Source organism: Syntrophothermus lipocalidus DSM 12680 (assembly GCF_000092405.1).
In the GTDB taxonomy this organism is placed as follows: domain Bacteria; phylum Bacillota; class Syntrophomonadia; order Syntrophomonadales; family Syntrophothermaceae; genus Syntrophothermus; species Syntrophothermus lipocalidus.
Genome location: NC_014220.1, coordinates 45,084 through 60,291, shown reverse-complemented (window position 1 = coordinate 60,291; position 15,208 = coordinate 45,084). Strand labels below are relative to the sequence as shown.

Sequence of the window (15,208 nt, the reverse complement as noted above, 5' to 3'; positions counted from 1 at the left end):
ATGTCTTGACTGTTTCTCCCAGCTTTGGTATCGTTTATACGAGCGCTGACTGCTGAATTTTGTACAGGGGGGAGGGACAGGCATGATGAGATCTACAGGTGTTGTTCGCAAGGTGGACGAGCTCGGAAGGATCGTCATCCCCATAGAACTGAGACGCACCATGGGCATTGAGGAAAAGGATGCCTTGGAAATCTATGTGGATAACGAAAAGATCATCCTTAAAAAGTATGAGCCCGCCTGTATTTTCTGCGGTAATGCCGAGGAAGTTCAGAACTATAAGGGCAAGAACATTTGCCGCAGTTGCTTGATCGATATCGCTAAGCAAGCGGGTTAAGTGGTATCATGGGCCGGAAGTCTTTTGGGTTTGAGACTCCAGATACAGATCATAAATGTCTCTTTTCTTCAAACCGTATTCCCGAGCCTTCATTTTGAAGGCTTCTTTTTTTTCTATTCCTTTTTCCATCAGCTCTTCGATTTCTCTGAGCAGTGTTTCTTTGGCAACCGTTTCCTGTTCCTCGTGATAACCTTCTACGACCAGGGTCAATTCGCCTTTGCAAGGATTTAACATAAAATGCTCTTTGAGTTCGGCTGGGGTGCCCCGTACGACTTCTTCGTGTACCTTGGTCAGTTCCCTGGCCACCGCCAGTCTCCTTGCCCCCCATATCTCCTCCATGTCCTCCAGGGTCCGGGATAAACGGTGAGGCGCCTCATAGAGTATAATAGTTCTGTCTTCTGAGGCCAGCCGCTTGAGAAAAGCTTGGCGCTCACTGGCTCGAGCCGGTATAAACCCTTCAAAAACAAAACGAGATGTATCCATGCCCGATATGGCCAGGGCCGCCACCAGGGCTGAGGGCCCAGGCACTACTTCAACCTTAATCCCCTCGGCCAGCGCTCTCTTCACTAAAAGCTCGCCCGGGTCCGAAATGCCTGGCATGCCCGCATCCGAGACTAGGGCTATACTTCGTCCTGATAGCAGCATGTTTATCAACCAAGTTTCCTTTTCGCGCAGGTTATGCTGGTGATAACTGGTCATACGGGTTGTTATCCGGTAGCGTTGCAATAGTTTGGCTGTGCGCCGCGTATCTTCGCAAGCGATAATGTCGACCTTTCGCAGCACTTTAATCAGACGAATACTGGCATCTTCGAGGTTACCGATGGGTGTTGCACATACGTAGAGAGTTCCCATCAGCGCTCCTCCCCGTAATAAAGGCTTATCACCTCGGAAGTATAGATCCCCGTATCTTCGTAGATTACTAACGGCGAAAGAACCGTTACCCCCGGCTTGGCTCCTTTTGTGCCTTCAGTCAATACCAGGTTGGCCGGACGTCCCTGGTGTGGGTGCACCATGCGAATCCTCTTGACCGGAACCCGGTATTGATGGGACAGGCGGATAACTTCATCGAGACGTGCCGCTCGTTGGATCAAGGCCAGTTTTCCTCCAAGCCGCAAAAGGTATGCGGCTGCCCCTATAACTTCTTCCAGAGTTACAACCACCTCGTGGCAGGCTGCGGCAACCTCTGGATCTTCTGGCAACAGCCCTTCTCCGATCCTCCAAAAGGGCGGGTTTGCCACAACCAAGTCAAAACCCCCTGCCGGGAAGATCTCGCGCACCCGGCGAATGTCACCCTTAATAACTTCTATGTTATCCTCAAGACCGTTAAGTTTGACTGTACGAACAGCCCGATCCCACAGGCTGTCCTGCACTTCCAAGGCTTTAATACTACAGCTCTTGTCTCTTTGTACCAGCAAAACCGAAATGACCCCACTGCCTGCCCCAAGCTCACATACCTGACTCCCACGGCCGAGCGTCGCAAAAGCGGCGAGCAACACCGCATCTACGGAAAAACGGTACCCTTTCTTTCCTTGAACAACCCGCAGGTTATCCCGAAGAAGATCATCTAAAGTCTCATCTTCCCGACAATTCATTTTGACCACCACTCTTTGCTAAGAACACCACGCAAAACAAGCACTCTTCTTCTCGCACCCGTCCGTAAGCCATAGGACAGACGTGATATCCCTCCAAATACAAGTCTACCAGGTTTTGTCCATCTCCCACCGTAGCTCTTGTATCGGTTTCGCCGGAAGCAGGTACGTTCAGTCTTTGCTCTAAAAGACTGACCCTCTCCCTGAGTTCTGAGAGTTCCCCTAATAACTCCCATAAAAGAAGTTTAAGTTCATTCATCCTTTTCTCCATCAATTGTGTTCGTACCTCCCCCCCCTCCAGCTTCATAGGTCTCTGATTCGAACTTGAGACAGCACATTAAGCGGCCGCAGATCCCAGATATCTTGGTGGGATTGAGCGATAAGTTTTGGTCTTTAGCCATTCGTATTGACACCGGTTCAAAATCCCCCAAAAAAGTTGCACAGCACAGCACCCGGCCGCAGGTTCCAATCCCCCCCAGCATTTTTGCTTCGTCGCGGACTCCAATCTGTCTAAGCTCAATCCTGGTACGAAAAACGCTGGCCAGATCCCGTACCAGTTCCCGGAAGTCAACTCGGCCTTCCGCCGTAAAATAAAAGATTATTTTTCCCCGGTCAAAGGTGTATTCTACGTCGATCAGGTTCATGGGTAAGCCGTGTTCCTTGATTTTTGCTTCGCAGATAGCGTAGGCCTCGACCTCACGTTTGCGGTTCTCCTCCGCCTGCCTCATATCTTGTTCTGTAGCCTTGCGGATAACATTTTTCAAAGGCAGAACCAGCCTGCCTTCGTCTACTTCTCGGCGGCCGATAACCACTTCCCCAAACTCTATTCCCCTAGCCGTTTCTACTATTACCTTGTCTCCTACCTTGAGTTCCACGTCCTCTCCGTTAAAGTAGTATATCTTCCCCGCCGGTTTAAACCTAACTCCAACCACGACCGGCATCTCTACTCCTCCTTAACTGCCCGTCTAATTTGAAACAGAATATTCAAGTTTATCAACAAAGGATTGATATTGCGCCCGAGCAGGACGAGCAAACCGCTCATTTCCTGCAGAACCCTTTTTACCCGCTCAACCTTGACCGGTAACTCGGTAGCCAGGTTCATATTTTCGGGAAAGACCAGCATCCTCTGATCCTTTGTTTCGTGGTATACGGCGATATCTCTCAGCAATACCTCCATGATGCTGAAAAACAATACGCGTTTAATCTCGTCTTTTTCCAGTTCTTGCGCTTTTCTTAAAAGTATCAACTCCCCGCCACGAGCCATTTCTAATAAAAAGTCCCGTCCGTGGAACAAGGATTCCCCTAATTCGGGAAAGTCTGCGAAAAGGCGAGCTCTCTTCAGGCTGCCGCGAGCCAGACGAGCTGCCAAACCCGCTCTGACCAGGTCGGTTCCCTCCTGTAAAAGGGTTTGCTCCAGAAGAGGAACCGGCAAAGGATTAAACTTCACCTCTTGACAGCGAGATCTCACCGTCGGCAGTACGTCCGCTTCGTCGCTTATCAAAACGATAACCGCATAGGCCGGGGGTTCTTCCAAGGTTTTCAGCAGCGCGTTTGCGGCTTCCATGGACAGCAAATGCGCATCGGGAAAGAGCGCCACGCGGTAAGAGGATAGGTACGGGTGGTAAGCCAGCCATTCTTCTAGACGCCTTACCTCGGTAATGCTCACCTTAGAGCCAGTCTTTCCCGCCACAAACAGATCAGGATGGTTCTCTCTTTCCCAAGTTCTGCCGCCTGCAGCGGCACCAGCTTCCAGAAGAGAGCAGGCAAAGGCCGTCGCCGCTCGCGTCTTACCTATACCCGGAGGACCTACGAACAAGTAAGCGTGAACAGGTGAACCTTGCTGTAAAACAGTCTGCAAAAAAGACACCGCTTTTTGTTGCCCCACAATACCTGCGAATGCATCCATTCTTCCTAATGTCCCTCGAAACACACTTCTCTCTCAACCTAAGAGATCTACCAGAAGCCCCCGTATCTTGTCCAGAGTAGCGAGAATCTCATCCGGGGTTGTCTTGCGAGATACGAAACTTTTCAACAGTTCTTCTGTCTCGGTATCTACCGTGCGAACAGTCACCAAAAGCGAACTGCCTCCCCGCCGAGACATCCCCTTCTCTTCTCGCAGGAGGTAAGCCCGTTTGGTGGCTTCTTTTAAAAATTCCTTTACCATTTGCCGGTAACGCATCAGATTGGAAAGATCCAGGCTTTTGGCTAGCTTGTCAGCCATTTTATCAATTTCTTCCAGCAGTTCTTGCATCCTTTGATAGCAGTAAGACTCTTCTCTTTCCTTAAGGCTTTGCCCGAATTTGCTGTTAGCCCCTTCGACTCCCTTAGCAGAGACAGGTTCTCCGCTTCGGGTATAATCAGCCGTTTTTCGCCCGTGTCCCTCAATCCTAACCACCATATCATCCTTCTCAGTCTTTAGATTTCTCTTTCTCAACGTCGGTCGAGGCGGTGCAATTCGAACGACGCAAGCGTTCTAAAACCCGTTTCAGTATCTGCTCGTGAACATCTTCTACCTGAAGTCTGGCGTCCACGACCATTATCCGATCCGGTTCGGACCTGCTCAGAGTCAAGTAACCCTCTCTCACTGCCCTGTGAAAACCAATCCCTTCTCTCTCTAGGCGGTCGAGCGGCAGTTCCCCCCTTCGTGCTATACCCTCTTCTGGGGGAAGGTCGAGAAGTATTGTAAGGCACGGCATCAATCCCCCGGTAGCAAGAAGATTCAGCCGCTTCAAAAATTCTATGTCCATTCCCCGCCCGTACCCTTGATAAGCTATCGTAGAGTCCACGTAGCGGTCGGCTATGACTACCTTCCCCGCATCCAAAGCCGGTTTGATAATCTCGGCTACTAATTGGCTTCTGGCAGCCGCGTACAAAAAAGACTCTGCTGAGGAACTGATATCTTGGTTTCGCACGTCGAGCAGCAGCTCCCGGATTTTCTCCGACAAGGGAGTACTTCCTGGCTCCCTAACCGCTACGACTGAAAATCCGACATCCATCAGTTTCCTATATAAAAGTTCTACTTGGGTAGTCTTGCCTGCTCCGTCGATTCCTTCAAAGCTTATAAAACATTTTCTATGCATGATCGATTCCTTTCCGGGCCACAGACCTTCATGACTCTCATCCGAGTCACCACTAGAGAATGAAAATGAGACTTCTGAAGGTTAACGTTTGTCCAAGTCATCCACTACGTACAGGCAGTTAAGCTCTGGGTCTTCCGGCCCTTGAATGCGAGCCCCGCTGTTCTTGAGAAACACCAGGTAATCATAGGCCTCAGGCGTTACCTGTTCCCCTGGTACGAGACACGGTATACCAGGCGGATAACCGGCCACCATTTCAGCGGCGACTTCTCCCACCAGCTCGGACAGCTTAACCTTTCTCTTGCGCGCAAAAAATGCCTGCCGGGGCGTCAGTACAGGTTGAGAAACAGGAGGAACCGGTACCCGGGGTCTTTCCCCTTTGCCGTCCATCCTGTAATTCGCGCTGATACTCACAAGAGCTTTATACAGGTGTCTCCAATCATCCTCATCGTGAAACATCGAAAACATGGCCAGAATGTAGTCTCTACCTGCCATTTCCACTTGAATCCGAAACCGCTCCCGGAGTATCTCCTCTAGCTGGTATCCGGTCAAAGGGAACCGGTCTATAACGACTAAAACCTTTAACCCGTCGTAAGCTTTCACTCCCGGAACAGATAGAAACTCTTCCCCGGGGCAGTCCATTCCTGGTATGGATCTGATCGCCGCCCGGTATTTCTCTGCCCAGCCCAAGGCCCGCTCCAACGCATCTTGCCCCTGTTGTTCCATGAACAAACGGGCCAGGTCCAAAGAAGCGAGCAAAGGATAAGACGGGCTTGTAGTGGTCAAATAATCAAAAGCCTGTCTCAACTCCCGTCTTCGTGTATAGCCAGCTCCCAGATGCAAGGCTGCCCCCTGGGTCAAAGCAGGCAAAACCTTGTGCATGCCGTGCACTGCTGCCGCGCACCCCAAAGACAATGCAGGAGCCGGTAGCTTTGGATGAAAACGGAAGTGGGCTCCGTGAGCCTCGTCCACTAATACCATCTTATCATATGTACCTGCTATCTGTACGATAAGTCCTACATCGGTAACAGTACCGTAAAAGGTAGGCGCCACCACGAACACACCAGAAGCGTCGGGGTGGTTCTCTAGCAGGCGGGCTATCTCTTGTATCCGTGGTCCTACCTCGATCCCCCAGGGTTCCATGACCTCGGACTGGTAATAAACCGGCACTGCTCCGGACAAGACTAGTCCGGCCAGGAACGAACGGTGCCCGTTCCTAGGCACCAAAACCGGCTTTCCCTCTTCGCAGGTTGCAAGGAACAAAGCCTGAATACCGGAAGTCGCACCATTAACCAGAAAGAAACTTTCCTCCGCCCCAAAAGCTGAAGCTAAAAGCTCTCTTGCCTCTTTTATACAGCCAGTAGGTTCATGCAAATCGTCTAATCCAGGAATCTCCGTAAAGTCGAGAGAACCGATATCCTTGAATTCTTTCGACCAAAAGCCGCATCCCCCTGCATGTCCCGGCATGTGTAATAAAACGTTACGTTCTTGCCGGTACCGAACCAGGGCTTCATAGATGGGTGCACGGCCCTCCAACATAAGCCTTCCCTCCACCACTAACCGCAAAGTTGCATTTCCCTCCCGGTCCTTATTAAATATTACTCAACTGGCACGCACATGTAAAAAATTAGCGCAAACACCGTTGCGCTATTCCCAAAGTTTTTTTATGCGATTCAACATTTCCTCGTAATCCGGGGTCCCCACCTGCAATCTCATTATCACCGCCTCACATCCACGGCAGATGAATATCCCGTTTATCAAGTAGCCTCCTCGCAGCCCCTCTTCCGGTACCTCATCACAAAGCTTGCAACGAGGCAACACTTGCCCTTTCCTGGCACAATTTTTCGCGAATACCGATTTTGCCTGCATCTTTTCAACATCCTTACTCAAGGTTTTTTTTAGTGTAACCCCTCGTTTTCTTTAGCATACTTCAATCAGGCCGTATCCTACAATATGCCGTTCGGCCCCGAAATGTACACAGTCCTTTTTCTTCCCCTCGCAAATCAAAAACCCAGCATTAAAGCTGGGTTTTAGAAAATAGATCCTGGCAGCGACCTACTCTCCCGCGTTAGCAGTACCATCGGCGCTGGAGGGCTTAACTTCCGTGTTCGGTATGGGAACGGGTGTTTCCCCTCCGCTATGGCCACCAGGAATTTTTATTTCAATTTTCAGAGCCACAGATACACACTGATTAGCACTGATTTACACTGATTATCTTGAAAATTACGACTGACCCTTCTTCTAGCAGGCCAATCTTTATGTTCCACCAATCTCGACTCTGTGTAGACCGTCAGATTAACACTGATTAACACTGATATTTTTATTTGTATTTTTTATTTATCTGTGCTCATCTGTGTAAATCTGTGTTCATCTGTGGCTTATTCTAGGCTCTCTCAAAACTGCACAAGAGATTTTAAAGCGCTTAGGTCAAGCCCTCGACCTATTAGTACCGGTCGGCTCAACACATTGCTGTGCTTACACCCCCGGCCTATCTACCAGCTAGTCTTGCTGGGGTCTTACCCCGGCACTCAGTCAGATACCTGCTTCCTTTCGCCATTGCCCGTTTCTTCTCCTTCGTTTCCTAACTCTCTCTTAACAAGTACCTCACTGAGTGCCGGGTGGGAGAACTCATCTTGGGGTCGGCTTCGCGCTTAGATGCTTTCAGCGCTTATCCGTTCCAGACATAGCTACCCAGCTGTGCCCCTGGCGGAACAACTGGTACACCAGCGGTCTGTCCATCCCGGTCCTCTCGTACTAGGGACAGCTCCCCTCAATTCTCCTGCGCCTGCGACGGATAGGGACCGAACTGTCTCACGACGTTCTGAACCCAGCTCACGTACCGCTTTAATGGGCGAACAGCCCAACCCTTGGGACCTTCTCCAGCCCCAGGATGCGATGAGCCGACATCGAGGTGCCAAACCTCCCCGTCGATGTGGACTCTTGGGGGAGATAAGCCTGTTATCCCCGGGGTAGCTTTTGTCCGTTGAGCGACGGCCCTTCCACTCGGTACCGCCGGATCACTAAGCCCGACTTTCGTCCCTGCTCGAAGCGTCCCTCTCGCAGTCAAGCTCCCTTCTGCCTTTGCACTCTACGCGCGATTTCCATCCGCGCTGAGGAAACCTTTGGGCGCCTCCGTTACCCTTTAGGAGGCGACCGCCCCAGTCAAACTGCCCACCTGACACTGTCCCTCCCCCGGCTCACGGGGGCAGGTTAGAACTCCAGCAAGCCAAGAGTGGTATCCCACCAACGGCTCCACAGAACCTGGCGGCCCTGCTTCCCAGCCTCCCACCTATCCTGTACATGACCTGCCAAAATCCAATATCAGGCTACAGTAAAGCTCCACGGGGTCTTGCTGTCCTGTCGCAGGTAACCGGCATCTTCACCGGTATTACAATTTCACCGAGCCCCTCGTCGAGACAGCGCCCAGATCGTTACGCCTTTCGTGCGGGTCGGAACTTACCCGACAAGGAATTTCGCTACCTTAGGACCGTTATAGTTACGGCCGCCGTTCACCGGGGCTTCGGTTCAGAGCTTCTCCGGCACTCAATGGTCTCTACTTCACGCTCTCCCGTATGCGCTCCCTAAGCCATCTTCTGGCCTGTCCCGAACGCTTGAGATTCCTTTCCCTTCTCCTTGCGTCCGCATCGCTCGCATACGCTTCATAGTATGCTAATCTCCTTCTGTGCCCACGTGTCCACTTGTTCCTGCCTTCATTGTGCTCCTGTATCCGCCGCTTGAGGTCTGACGTGTATCCTAGATACGTCTTTCCCTCTTCGCTTACTAATACATACACGTAGTACACTTTATCTCCTCCTGGTAAAGACCATTGAGTGCCGGATAACCCTTCCCCTTAACCTTCCGGCACCGGGCAGGCGTCAGCCTCTATACTTCATCTTTCGATTTTGCAGAGACCTGTGTTTTTGGTAAACAGTCGCCTGGGCCTGGTCACTGCGACCCCCTCGTGCCACCATAAGTATATTACGGCTACACTATCGGGGTACCCCTTCTCCCGAAGTTACGGGGCCATTTTGCCGAGTTCCTTAACGAGGGTTCTCTCGCGCGCCTTAGGATTCTCTCCTCGCCTACCTGTGTCGGTTTGCGGTACGGGCACCCCAAACCTCGCTAGAGGCTTTTCTTGGCAGTTTGGGTTCAGCGACTTCGCTACTAATATTCGCTCCCCGTCACCCCTCAGGCTCTCCGCAAGGCGGATTTGCCTGCCTTGCACCCTACGGGCTTGGACGCACTTTTCCATCCGTGCGCTTCGCCTACCCTCCTGCGTCACCCCTTCGCTCAATCGGTCTGAAGGTGGCATCGGATTCTCAACCGATTCTCCATCACCTACGCCTTTCGGCCTCGGCTTAGGTCCCGGCTTACCCTGGGTGGACGAGCCTTCCCCAGGAAACCTTAGGCTTTCGGCGGACAGGATTCTCACCTGCCTTCTCGCTTACTCATGCCGGCATTCTCTCTTCTTACCAGTCCACCATTCCTTACGGTATGGCTTCTGCCCAGTAAGAACGCTCCCCTACCACATGGAAGTTGGAGGCCGGAAGTCGGAAGTCGGATCATTCATCTCTGTTCCAACTCTTTATCAAATGGTATAGTTTCTTCCCTAACAGAGCATACCCACTCCTTAGTTCCTCATGGGCCCTTCCATCTACATATCCCAGGTCCTTCATCATGTCTATATAAACCTGTACCTCGTTTACTGAACCCATAGCGTTCCTAAGAAAGTGCTTGAACTCTTTTGCAGAATCCTTGCGACCATATCCTTCCGCTATATTGGCCGGTACTGATATCGCCGCCTTCCGAATCTGTCGACCTAGTTCGTATCTCTCACTCGCTGGCATCTCCTGGCTCTTCCGATGTACCATCATTGCCAGTTGGTACCCAAGTTGGTATACCTCTAGGTCTTCATATCCTCTAATAGCCATATGCTCTGTCCTCCAGGTCTCTTTAGCCCCTCTTCCTACTTCCTACCTCTGGCCTCCAACCTCCATATCCGCAGCTTCGGTTCCAGACTTGAGCCCCGTTACATTTTCGGCGCAGGGTCACTTGACCAGTGAGCTATTACGCACTCTTTGAATGATGGCTGCTTCTAAGCCAACATCCTGGCTGTCTTCGCAACCCCACTTCCTTTCCCACTTAGCCTGGATTTGGGACCTTAACTGGCGGTCTGGGCTGTTTCCCTCTCGACTATGAACCTTATCACCCATAGTCTGACTCCCAGGGTTCACTTAACGGCATTCGCAGTTTGGGAAGGTTCGGTAACCGGGTAAGGCCCCTAGCCCAACCAGTGCTCTACCTCCGCTAAGAAACCCCTGAGGCTAGCCCTAAAGCTATTTCGGGGAGAACCAGCTATCTCCGGGTTCGATTGGCATTTCACCCCTACCCACACCTCATCCACTGGCTTTTCAACGCCATCTGGTTCGGGCCTCCACGATGCTTTACCACCGCTTCACCCTGGACATGGGTAGATCACCCGGTTTCGGGTCTACAGCAGCAAACTATTCGCCCTCTTCAGACTCGCTTTCGCTTCGGCTCCACCCTTAATCAGGCTTAACCTCGCTTGCTACCGTAACTCGCCGGCCCGTTCTACAAAAAGTACGCCATCATCCGGCACTCAACTCAATGCACACCTCACTCTTTTCCGTTACTCCCCCTCCCGGGTCAATAACTCCTTCTTAATCCATAAATGAGCACTGAGTTGAGTGCCGGACTCTGACTGCTTGTAGGCATACGGTTTCAGGTTCTATTTCACTCCCCTCCCGGGGTGCTTTTCACCTTTCCCTCACGGTACTATGCGCTATCGGTCGCTAGGTAGTATTTAGCCTTAGGAGGTGGTCCTCCCTGATTCCCACCGGATACCACGTGTCCAGCGGTACTCGGGGTATGCTCTAGAACCTACAACTGCTTTCCGAATACGGGACTTTCACCCTCTGCGGTCAGGCTTTCCAGCCTCGTTCTCCTAAACAGCCTTCGGCTCCGGTAAATCTGCAGCTCTACCTCGAACATCCCCTCTACCCCGTACAGGCAACGACTGCAGCCTTTAACACCTGCACGGTTTAGGCTCTTCCCCTTTCGCTCGCCGCTACTAAGGGAATCGCTCTTGCTTTCTTCTCCTCCGGCTACTAAGATGTTTCAGTTCGCCGGGTCTCGCCTCTCCTACCCTATGTGTTCAGGTAGGGATGATACCTGTTCCCAGGTACCGGGTTCCCCCATTCGGGTATCCACGGATCTTCGCTCGCTTGCAGCTCCCCGTGGCTTTTCGCAGCTTGCCACGCCCTTCTTCGCCTCTTGGCGCCTAGGCATCCACCGTACGCCCTTACTACGCTTGACCTAAAACGCGCTAATTCTCTCTTGTGCAGTTTTCAAAGAACCAACATCATTGTTGTTTTTATAAACCAAAACAGCGGAAGCCTAGCGATCGACCTAGGAGAATGGAAGTGGGAGGCGGGAAGTTGGAAGTTAGACAATTCTTTTGGAATTGTCTCCGACAATTCCCTCCACTTTCTTGCTCCTTAGAAAGGAGGTGATCCATCCGCACCTTCCGGTACGGATACCTTGTTACGACTTCACCCCAATCACCAGCCCCACCTTCGACGGCTGCCTCCCGGCACTCAACTGGCGAGAACTCGCTCCGAAGATGCTTCCTCTGTCCTTCAGCAACCATCTCCTAAAGTCTTTTCCCACCACTTGAGTGCCGGGTTGGCTCACCGGCTTCGGGTGTTGCCAGCTTTCGTGGTGTGACGGGCGGTGTGTACAAGGCCCGGGAACGCATTCACCGCGACGTTCTGATTCGCGATTACTAGCGATTCCGACTTCATGCAGGCGAGTTGCAGCCTGCAATCCGAACTGAGACCGGCTTTTGAGATTTGCTCCACCTCGCGGCTTCGCTTCTCTCTGTACCGGCCATTGTAGCACGTGTGTAGCCCAGGGCATAAAGGGCATGATGATTTGACGTCATCCCCACCTTCCTCCGGCTTGTCACCGGCAGTCCCGTTAGAGTGCTCGGCTTCACCCGTTAGCAACTAACAGCAAGGGTTGCGCTCGTTGCGGGACTTAACCCAACATCTCACGACACGAGCTGACGACAACCATGCACCACCTGTCTCTGCGTTCCTTAAGTTTCCCTAAGGCACCCCAGTGTTTCCACCAGGTCCGCAGGATGTCAAGCCCTGGTAAGGTTCTTCGCGTTGCATCGAATTAAACCACATGCTCCACCGCTTGTGCGGGCCCCCGTCAATTCCTTTGAGTTTCAGCCTTGCGACCGTACTCCCCAGGCGGGGCACTTATTGCGTTAGCTGCGGCACAGAAGGGGTCGATACCTCCTACACCTAGTGCCCATCGTTTACAGCGTGGACTACCAGGGTATCTAATCCTGTTTGCTCCCCACGCTTTCGCGTCTCAGCGTCAGGGCCAGTCCAGGAAGCCGCCTTCGCCACTGGTGTTCCTCCTGATATCTACGCATTTCACCGCTACACCAGGAATTCCACTTCCCTCTCCTGCCCTCAAGACTGCCAGTATCAGATGCCACCCCGCAGTTGAGCTGCGGTATTTCACACCTGACTTAACAGCCCGCCTACACGCTCTTTACGCCCAGTAATTCCGGACAACGCTCGCCCCCTACGTCTTACCGCGGCTGCTGGCACGTAGTTAGCCGGGGCTTATTCATTAGGTACCGTCATCCCCACACACTATTCGCATGCGGGATTTCGTCCCTAATAAAAGAGCTTTACAACCCGAAGGCCTTCGTCGCTCACGCGGCGTCGCTGCGTCAGGGTTCCCCCCATTGCGCAATATTCCCCACTGCTGCCTCCCGTAGGAGTCTGGGCCGTGTCTCAGTCCCAGTGTGGCCGTCCACCCTCTCAGGCCGGCTACTGATCGTCGCCTTGGTAGGCCGTTACCCCACCAACTAGCTAATCAGACGCGGGCTCATCCATAAGCGGTAGCTTGCTCCAGAGGCCACCTTTACTATCCAGTACATGCATACCGAATAGCTTATGCGGTATTAGCACCGGTTTCCCAGTGTTATCCCCCTCTTATGGGTAGATTACCCACGCGTTACTCACCCGTCCGCCGCTATCCGGCACTCAGCTCACTGCTCACTCATCCCCTAATTACCTGCTCCAATCGCCTCTCCCTCTACTTCCTACATCCCCCGAATGAGCACTGTGCTGAGTGCCGGACCGCTCGACTTGCATGTGTTAGGCACGCCGCCAGCGTTCGTCCTGAGCCAGGATCAAACTCTCCATCTAATCCTTGCTTATCTTTGCCCCAGAATTACTCTGGCCATCCTCGTATTCATAAGCACTAGGCTCCGCTGTTCAGTTTTCTAAGATCTCTTTCCCCGCGCGCCTTGCCGCGCGCAAGATTTATATTAGCATGCGGTACTCCACCCAGTCAAGTAACAAAATTATTTTTTTGTATTTTGTGTTCCTCTTTGCGTCCCCAACGCTTCAAGAGGCTTTTACCGCATTATGATTATACTTCTTGAACAGACAACCTTTCAATACAATTTTTCTGCAATCCACGCTCATCTATGCTCAAAACAAGGGTTCTGCAGGCTATTTCTTCTTAATATACAGGCTAGTTCGTGCCCTTCTTTTCTTTCTTCTTCCTATCTATTCTGATAGCACAGTCAGGACAGACCTGTTCGCAGATCATACAAGCGATGCAGCTCTCGATATCCTTGGGCTCAACTGCTGGCGTACCATACACTCCTAAGGTATCAGACCATACAATCGTACCAGTCGGGCATTTTTCCCGGCAGAGCCCGCACCCCTTGCACAGGGCTGGGAATAAATGAAACACCGCTTTTTCCATGTCCGTCGTAATGGGTTCAAGGCTAATTCCTTTAGGCATAGCGTACTTCCTCCCCTTTTGAAGCCTCTCTTGCTAACTCGATCCCGGCGTCGAGAGCGCGGTAATTCAGGTCTCTCAATCCGGGATCTTTTTGGAATTTGTAGCCTAACTGTTTTTCCAACGCTTCCTTAGCAGCTTCATACGAGACGATGTCAGTAAATCCTAGGACCGCCCCCATTACTACTATGTTAAACACCCGCGGGTGCAGTTCCTTGGCTTTTTCCAACGCTGGAATGCTGAGGATCCTACGCGCTTCAGGGGGAAGATCGTCGTGTTCTAGCTTGAACGACGAGTCATAAACATAAATCGTGTTCGGTCCAGAATACTGGTGCGTTCTGAGAACCGCCCGCCCGCTGAGAGCTACCACTACATCTCCTTTAGGAAACTTCGGTGCTCCGATGCGTTTATCTCCCACCTGGATAAAAGCTACCGACACGCCTCCCCGCTGTTCGAGCCCAAAGTTTGGAATATAGAGGGCCTGTTTGCCTTCGTTGTAAGCTGCCTCAGCCAGTATTTCCGCTACCGCCTGTACCCCCTGACCTCCTTCTCCGGCTAAAACTACTCTAGTGAGCGGTCTCATTTACTTTTCCCCCTTTCCAAACGGGCTTTTCAGTTCTCCGACCTTGAAATAAGCTTCCATCTCGTCCTCCAGAAAATCCCACGTCTGTCTAGCGTTTGTTCTCCAGTTGGTAGGGCAAGTCGAGAGACATTCCACAAACGAAAAGCCATTACCCTCCATCTGGTTCTGCACGGCCCGTTTAATGAAATTCTTCATCTGGCGGAACTTTGCCACTGTACCCCGGGCAATGTAAGCACCGTCTGTGGTAATGGCCGCCAGCATTTCCGGCCCCCGCGTGGGGTATCCTGTCTTGGCAACGTCCCGCCCGTAAGGAGTCGTTTCAGTTATTTGCCCAGGCAGGGTGGTGGGAGCTAACTGTCCTCCGGTCATGGCATAATTGGTGTTGTTCACCAGAATTAAAGTGACTTTTTCGTTGCGAACCGCTGAATTGAGAACGTGTTGGGAACCAATAGAATATCCTCCTCCATCCCCCATATAACCCACGCATATCAAGTCTGGATTAGCCCTTTTCATTCCAACCATTACCGGGGTAGTTCTTCCGTGATGGGTCTGGGTGCTGTCGACCGCAAAAAAGTTCCACGATAAGAGAGAGCAACCGATATCACACCCGAATACCACCCGGTTTTGGATATCCAGTTCATCGATCACTTCCCCTAAAGCCTTCAGCACGATGCCGTGCCCACAACCCGGGCAGAACTTGTGCGGTTTACTCGGCAAATACCACGATTTCGGCATTGCTGGTTGCACGCTTGCCATGCTGTACCTC

Annotated in this window: 12 protein-coding genes, 3 rRNA genes and 1 pseudogene; 1 reads left to right on the top strand and 15 read right to left on the bottom strand. The window is 51.9% G+C overall.

The annotated features are described in order from the left end of the window. The first annotated feature begins 85 nt into the window (after nt 1-85). Nucleotides 86-334 carry an AbrB/MazE/SpoVT family DNA-binding domain-containing protein gene (locus SLIP_RS00310; protein ID WP_041433131.1) on the top strand — a complete coding sequence of 83 codons (249 nt, stop codon included), beginning with the start codon at nt 86-88 and terminating at the stop codon, nt 332-334. Nucleotides 335-340: 6 nt separating this feature from the next. Here the strand turns inward: SLIP_RS00310 and rsmI are convergent, their stop codons facing one another. From rsmI to SLIP_RS00235, 15 genes and pseudogenes are all read right to left on the bottom strand, one after another. Beyond that, nucleotides 341-1,186, bottom strand: coding sequence for a 16S rRNA (cytidine(1402)-2'-O)-methyltransferase (gene rsmI / locus SLIP_RS00305; protein WP_013174263.1), 846 nt, complete (start codon nt 1,184-1,186; stop codon nt 341-343). Beyond that, on the bottom strand, nt 1,186-1,926 hold the full coding sequence (locus SLIP_RS00300) for a tRNA1(Val) (adenine(37)-N6)-methyltransferase (protein WP_013174262.1): 741 nt from the start codon (nt 1,924-1,926) through the stop codon (nt 1,186-1,188). Before SLIP_RS00300 ends, rsmI begins: the two co-directional genes overlap by 1 nt. Next, complete coding sequence (locus SLIP_RS12230; RefSeq protein WP_242649126.1) at nt 1,907-2,194, bottom strand: initiation control protein YabA; 288 nt, start codon at nt 2,192-2,194, stop codon at nt 1,907-1,909. The genes SLIP_RS00300 and SLIP_RS12230 overlap by 20 nt, the downstream gene beginning before the upstream one ends. Before the next feature lie 31 nt (nt 2,195-2,225). Then, nucleotides 2,226-2,864 (bottom strand): annotated as a pseudogene (locus SLIP_RS00290) (PSP1 domain-containing protein); the annotation flags it as partial. Between the two features lie 2 nt (nt 2,865-2,866). Then, nucleotides 2,867-3,829 (bottom strand): DNA polymerase III subunit, encoded by a 963-nt coding sequence (locus tag SLIP_RS11875; RefSeq protein ID WP_013174259.1) that lies wholly within the window; start codon nt 3,827-3,829, stop codon nt 2,867-2,869. A gap of 33 nt (nt 3,830-3,862) precedes the next feature. Then, nucleotides 3,863-4,318: a YaaR family protein gene (locus SLIP_RS00280; protein WP_207635740.1), complete on the bottom strand. Its 456-nt coding sequence runs from the start codon at nt 4,316-4,318 to the stop codon at nt 3,863-3,865. A gap of 13 nt (nt 4,319-4,331) precedes the next feature. Next, nucleotides 4,332-5,003 carry a dTMP kinase gene (tmk, locus tag SLIP_RS00275; RefSeq protein ID WP_013174257.1) on the bottom strand — a complete coding sequence of 224 codons (672 nt, stop codon included), beginning with the start codon at nt 5,001-5,003 and terminating at the stop codon, nt 4,332-4,334. 81 nt (nt 5,004-5,084) lie between these two features. Then, complete coding sequence (locus SLIP_RS00270; RefSeq protein WP_013174256.1) at nt 5,085-6,539, bottom strand: aminotransferase class I/II-fold pyridoxal phosphate-dependent enzyme; 1,455 nt, start codon at nt 6,537-6,539, stop codon at nt 5,085-5,087. 108 nt (nt 6,540-6,647) lie between these two features. Next, complete coding sequence (locus tag SLIP_RS00265) at nt 6,648-6,869, bottom strand: sigma factor G inhibitor Gin (protein ID WP_013174255.1); 222 nt, start codon at nt 6,867-6,869, stop codon at nt 6,648-6,650. A gap of 173 nt (nt 6,870-7,042) precedes the next feature. Next, nucleotides 7,043-7,151, bottom strand: a 5S ribosomal RNA gene (gene rrf / locus SLIP_RS00260). A gap of 272 nt (nt 7,152-7,423) precedes the next feature. Next, nucleotides 7,424-11,337 (bottom strand): 23S ribosomal RNA (locus SLIP_RS00255). 185 nt (nt 11,338-11,522) lie between these two features. Next, nucleotides 11,523-13,255 (bottom strand): 16S ribosomal RNA (locus tag SLIP_RS00250). The 16S, 23S and 5S rRNA genes sit together here, the layout of an rRNA operon. Before the next feature lie 331 nt (nt 13,256-13,586). Continuing rightward, entirely contained in the window at nt 13,587-13,862 is a 276-nt protein-coding gene (locus tag SLIP_RS00245) for a 4Fe-4S dicluster domain-containing protein (protein WP_013174254.1), read from the bottom strand. Then, on the bottom strand, nt 13,855-14,442 hold the full coding sequence (locus SLIP_RS00240; RefSeq protein ID WP_013174253.1) for a 2-oxoacid:acceptor oxidoreductase family protein: 588 nt from the start codon (nt 14,440-14,442) through the stop codon (nt 13,855-13,857). The genes SLIP_RS00245 and SLIP_RS00240 overlap by 8 nt, the downstream gene beginning before the upstream one ends. Then, a complete protein-coding gene (locus SLIP_RS00235; protein ID WP_013174252.1) occupies nt 14,443-15,198 on the bottom strand; it encodes a thiamine pyrophosphate-dependent enzyme in 756 nt (251 codons plus the stop codon). Nucleotides 15,199-15,208: the final 10 nt, after the last annotated feature.

Excerpts from the sequence above, each read along its gene's own strand:
- SLIP_RS12230 (WP_242649126.1), bottom strand. The coding sequence starts at position 2,194 with ATGGAGAAAAGGATGAATGAACTTAAACTTCTTTTATGGGAGTTATTA.
- rsmI (WP_013174263.1), bottom strand. The coding sequence starts at position 1,186 with ATGGGAACTCTCTACGTATGTGCAACACCCATCGGTAACCTCGAAGAT.
- SLIP_RS00300 (WP_013174262.1), bottom strand. The coding sequence starts at position 1,926 with ATGAATTGTCGGGAAGATGAGACTTTAGATGATCTTCTTCGGGATAAC.
- SLIP_RS00245 (WP_013174254.1), bottom strand. The coding sequence starts at position 13,862 with ATGCCTAAAGGAATTAGCCTTGAACCCATTACGACGGACATGGAAAAA.
- SLIP_RS00235 (WP_013174252.1), bottom strand. The coding sequence starts at position 15,198 with ATGGCAAGCGTGCAACCAGCAATGCCGAAATCGTGGTATTTGCCGAGT.
- SLIP_RS11875 (WP_013174259.1), bottom strand. The coding sequence starts at position 3,829 with ATGGATGCATTCGCAGGTATTGTGGGGCAACAAAAAGCGGTGTCTTTT.
- SLIP_RS00270 (WP_013174256.1), bottom strand. The coding sequence starts at position 6,539 with ATGTTGGAGGGCCGTGCACCCATCTATGAAGCCCTGGTTCGGTACCGG.
- SLIP_RS00265 (WP_013174255.1), bottom strand. The coding sequence starts at position 6,869 with ATGCAGGCAAAATCGGTATTCGCGAAAAATTGTGCCAGGAAAGGGCAA.
- tmk (WP_013174257.1), bottom strand. The coding sequence starts at position 5,003 with ATGCATAGAAAATGTTTTATAAGCTTTGAAGGAATCGACGGAGCAGGC.
- SLIP_RS00240 (WP_013174253.1), bottom strand. The coding sequence starts at position 14,442 with ATGAGACCGCTCACTAGAGTAGTTTTAGCCGGAGAAGGAGGTCAGGGG.
- SLIP_RS00310 (WP_041433131.1), top strand. The coding sequence starts at position 86 with ATGAGATCTACAGGTGTTGTTCGCAAGGTGGACGAGCTCGGAAGGATC.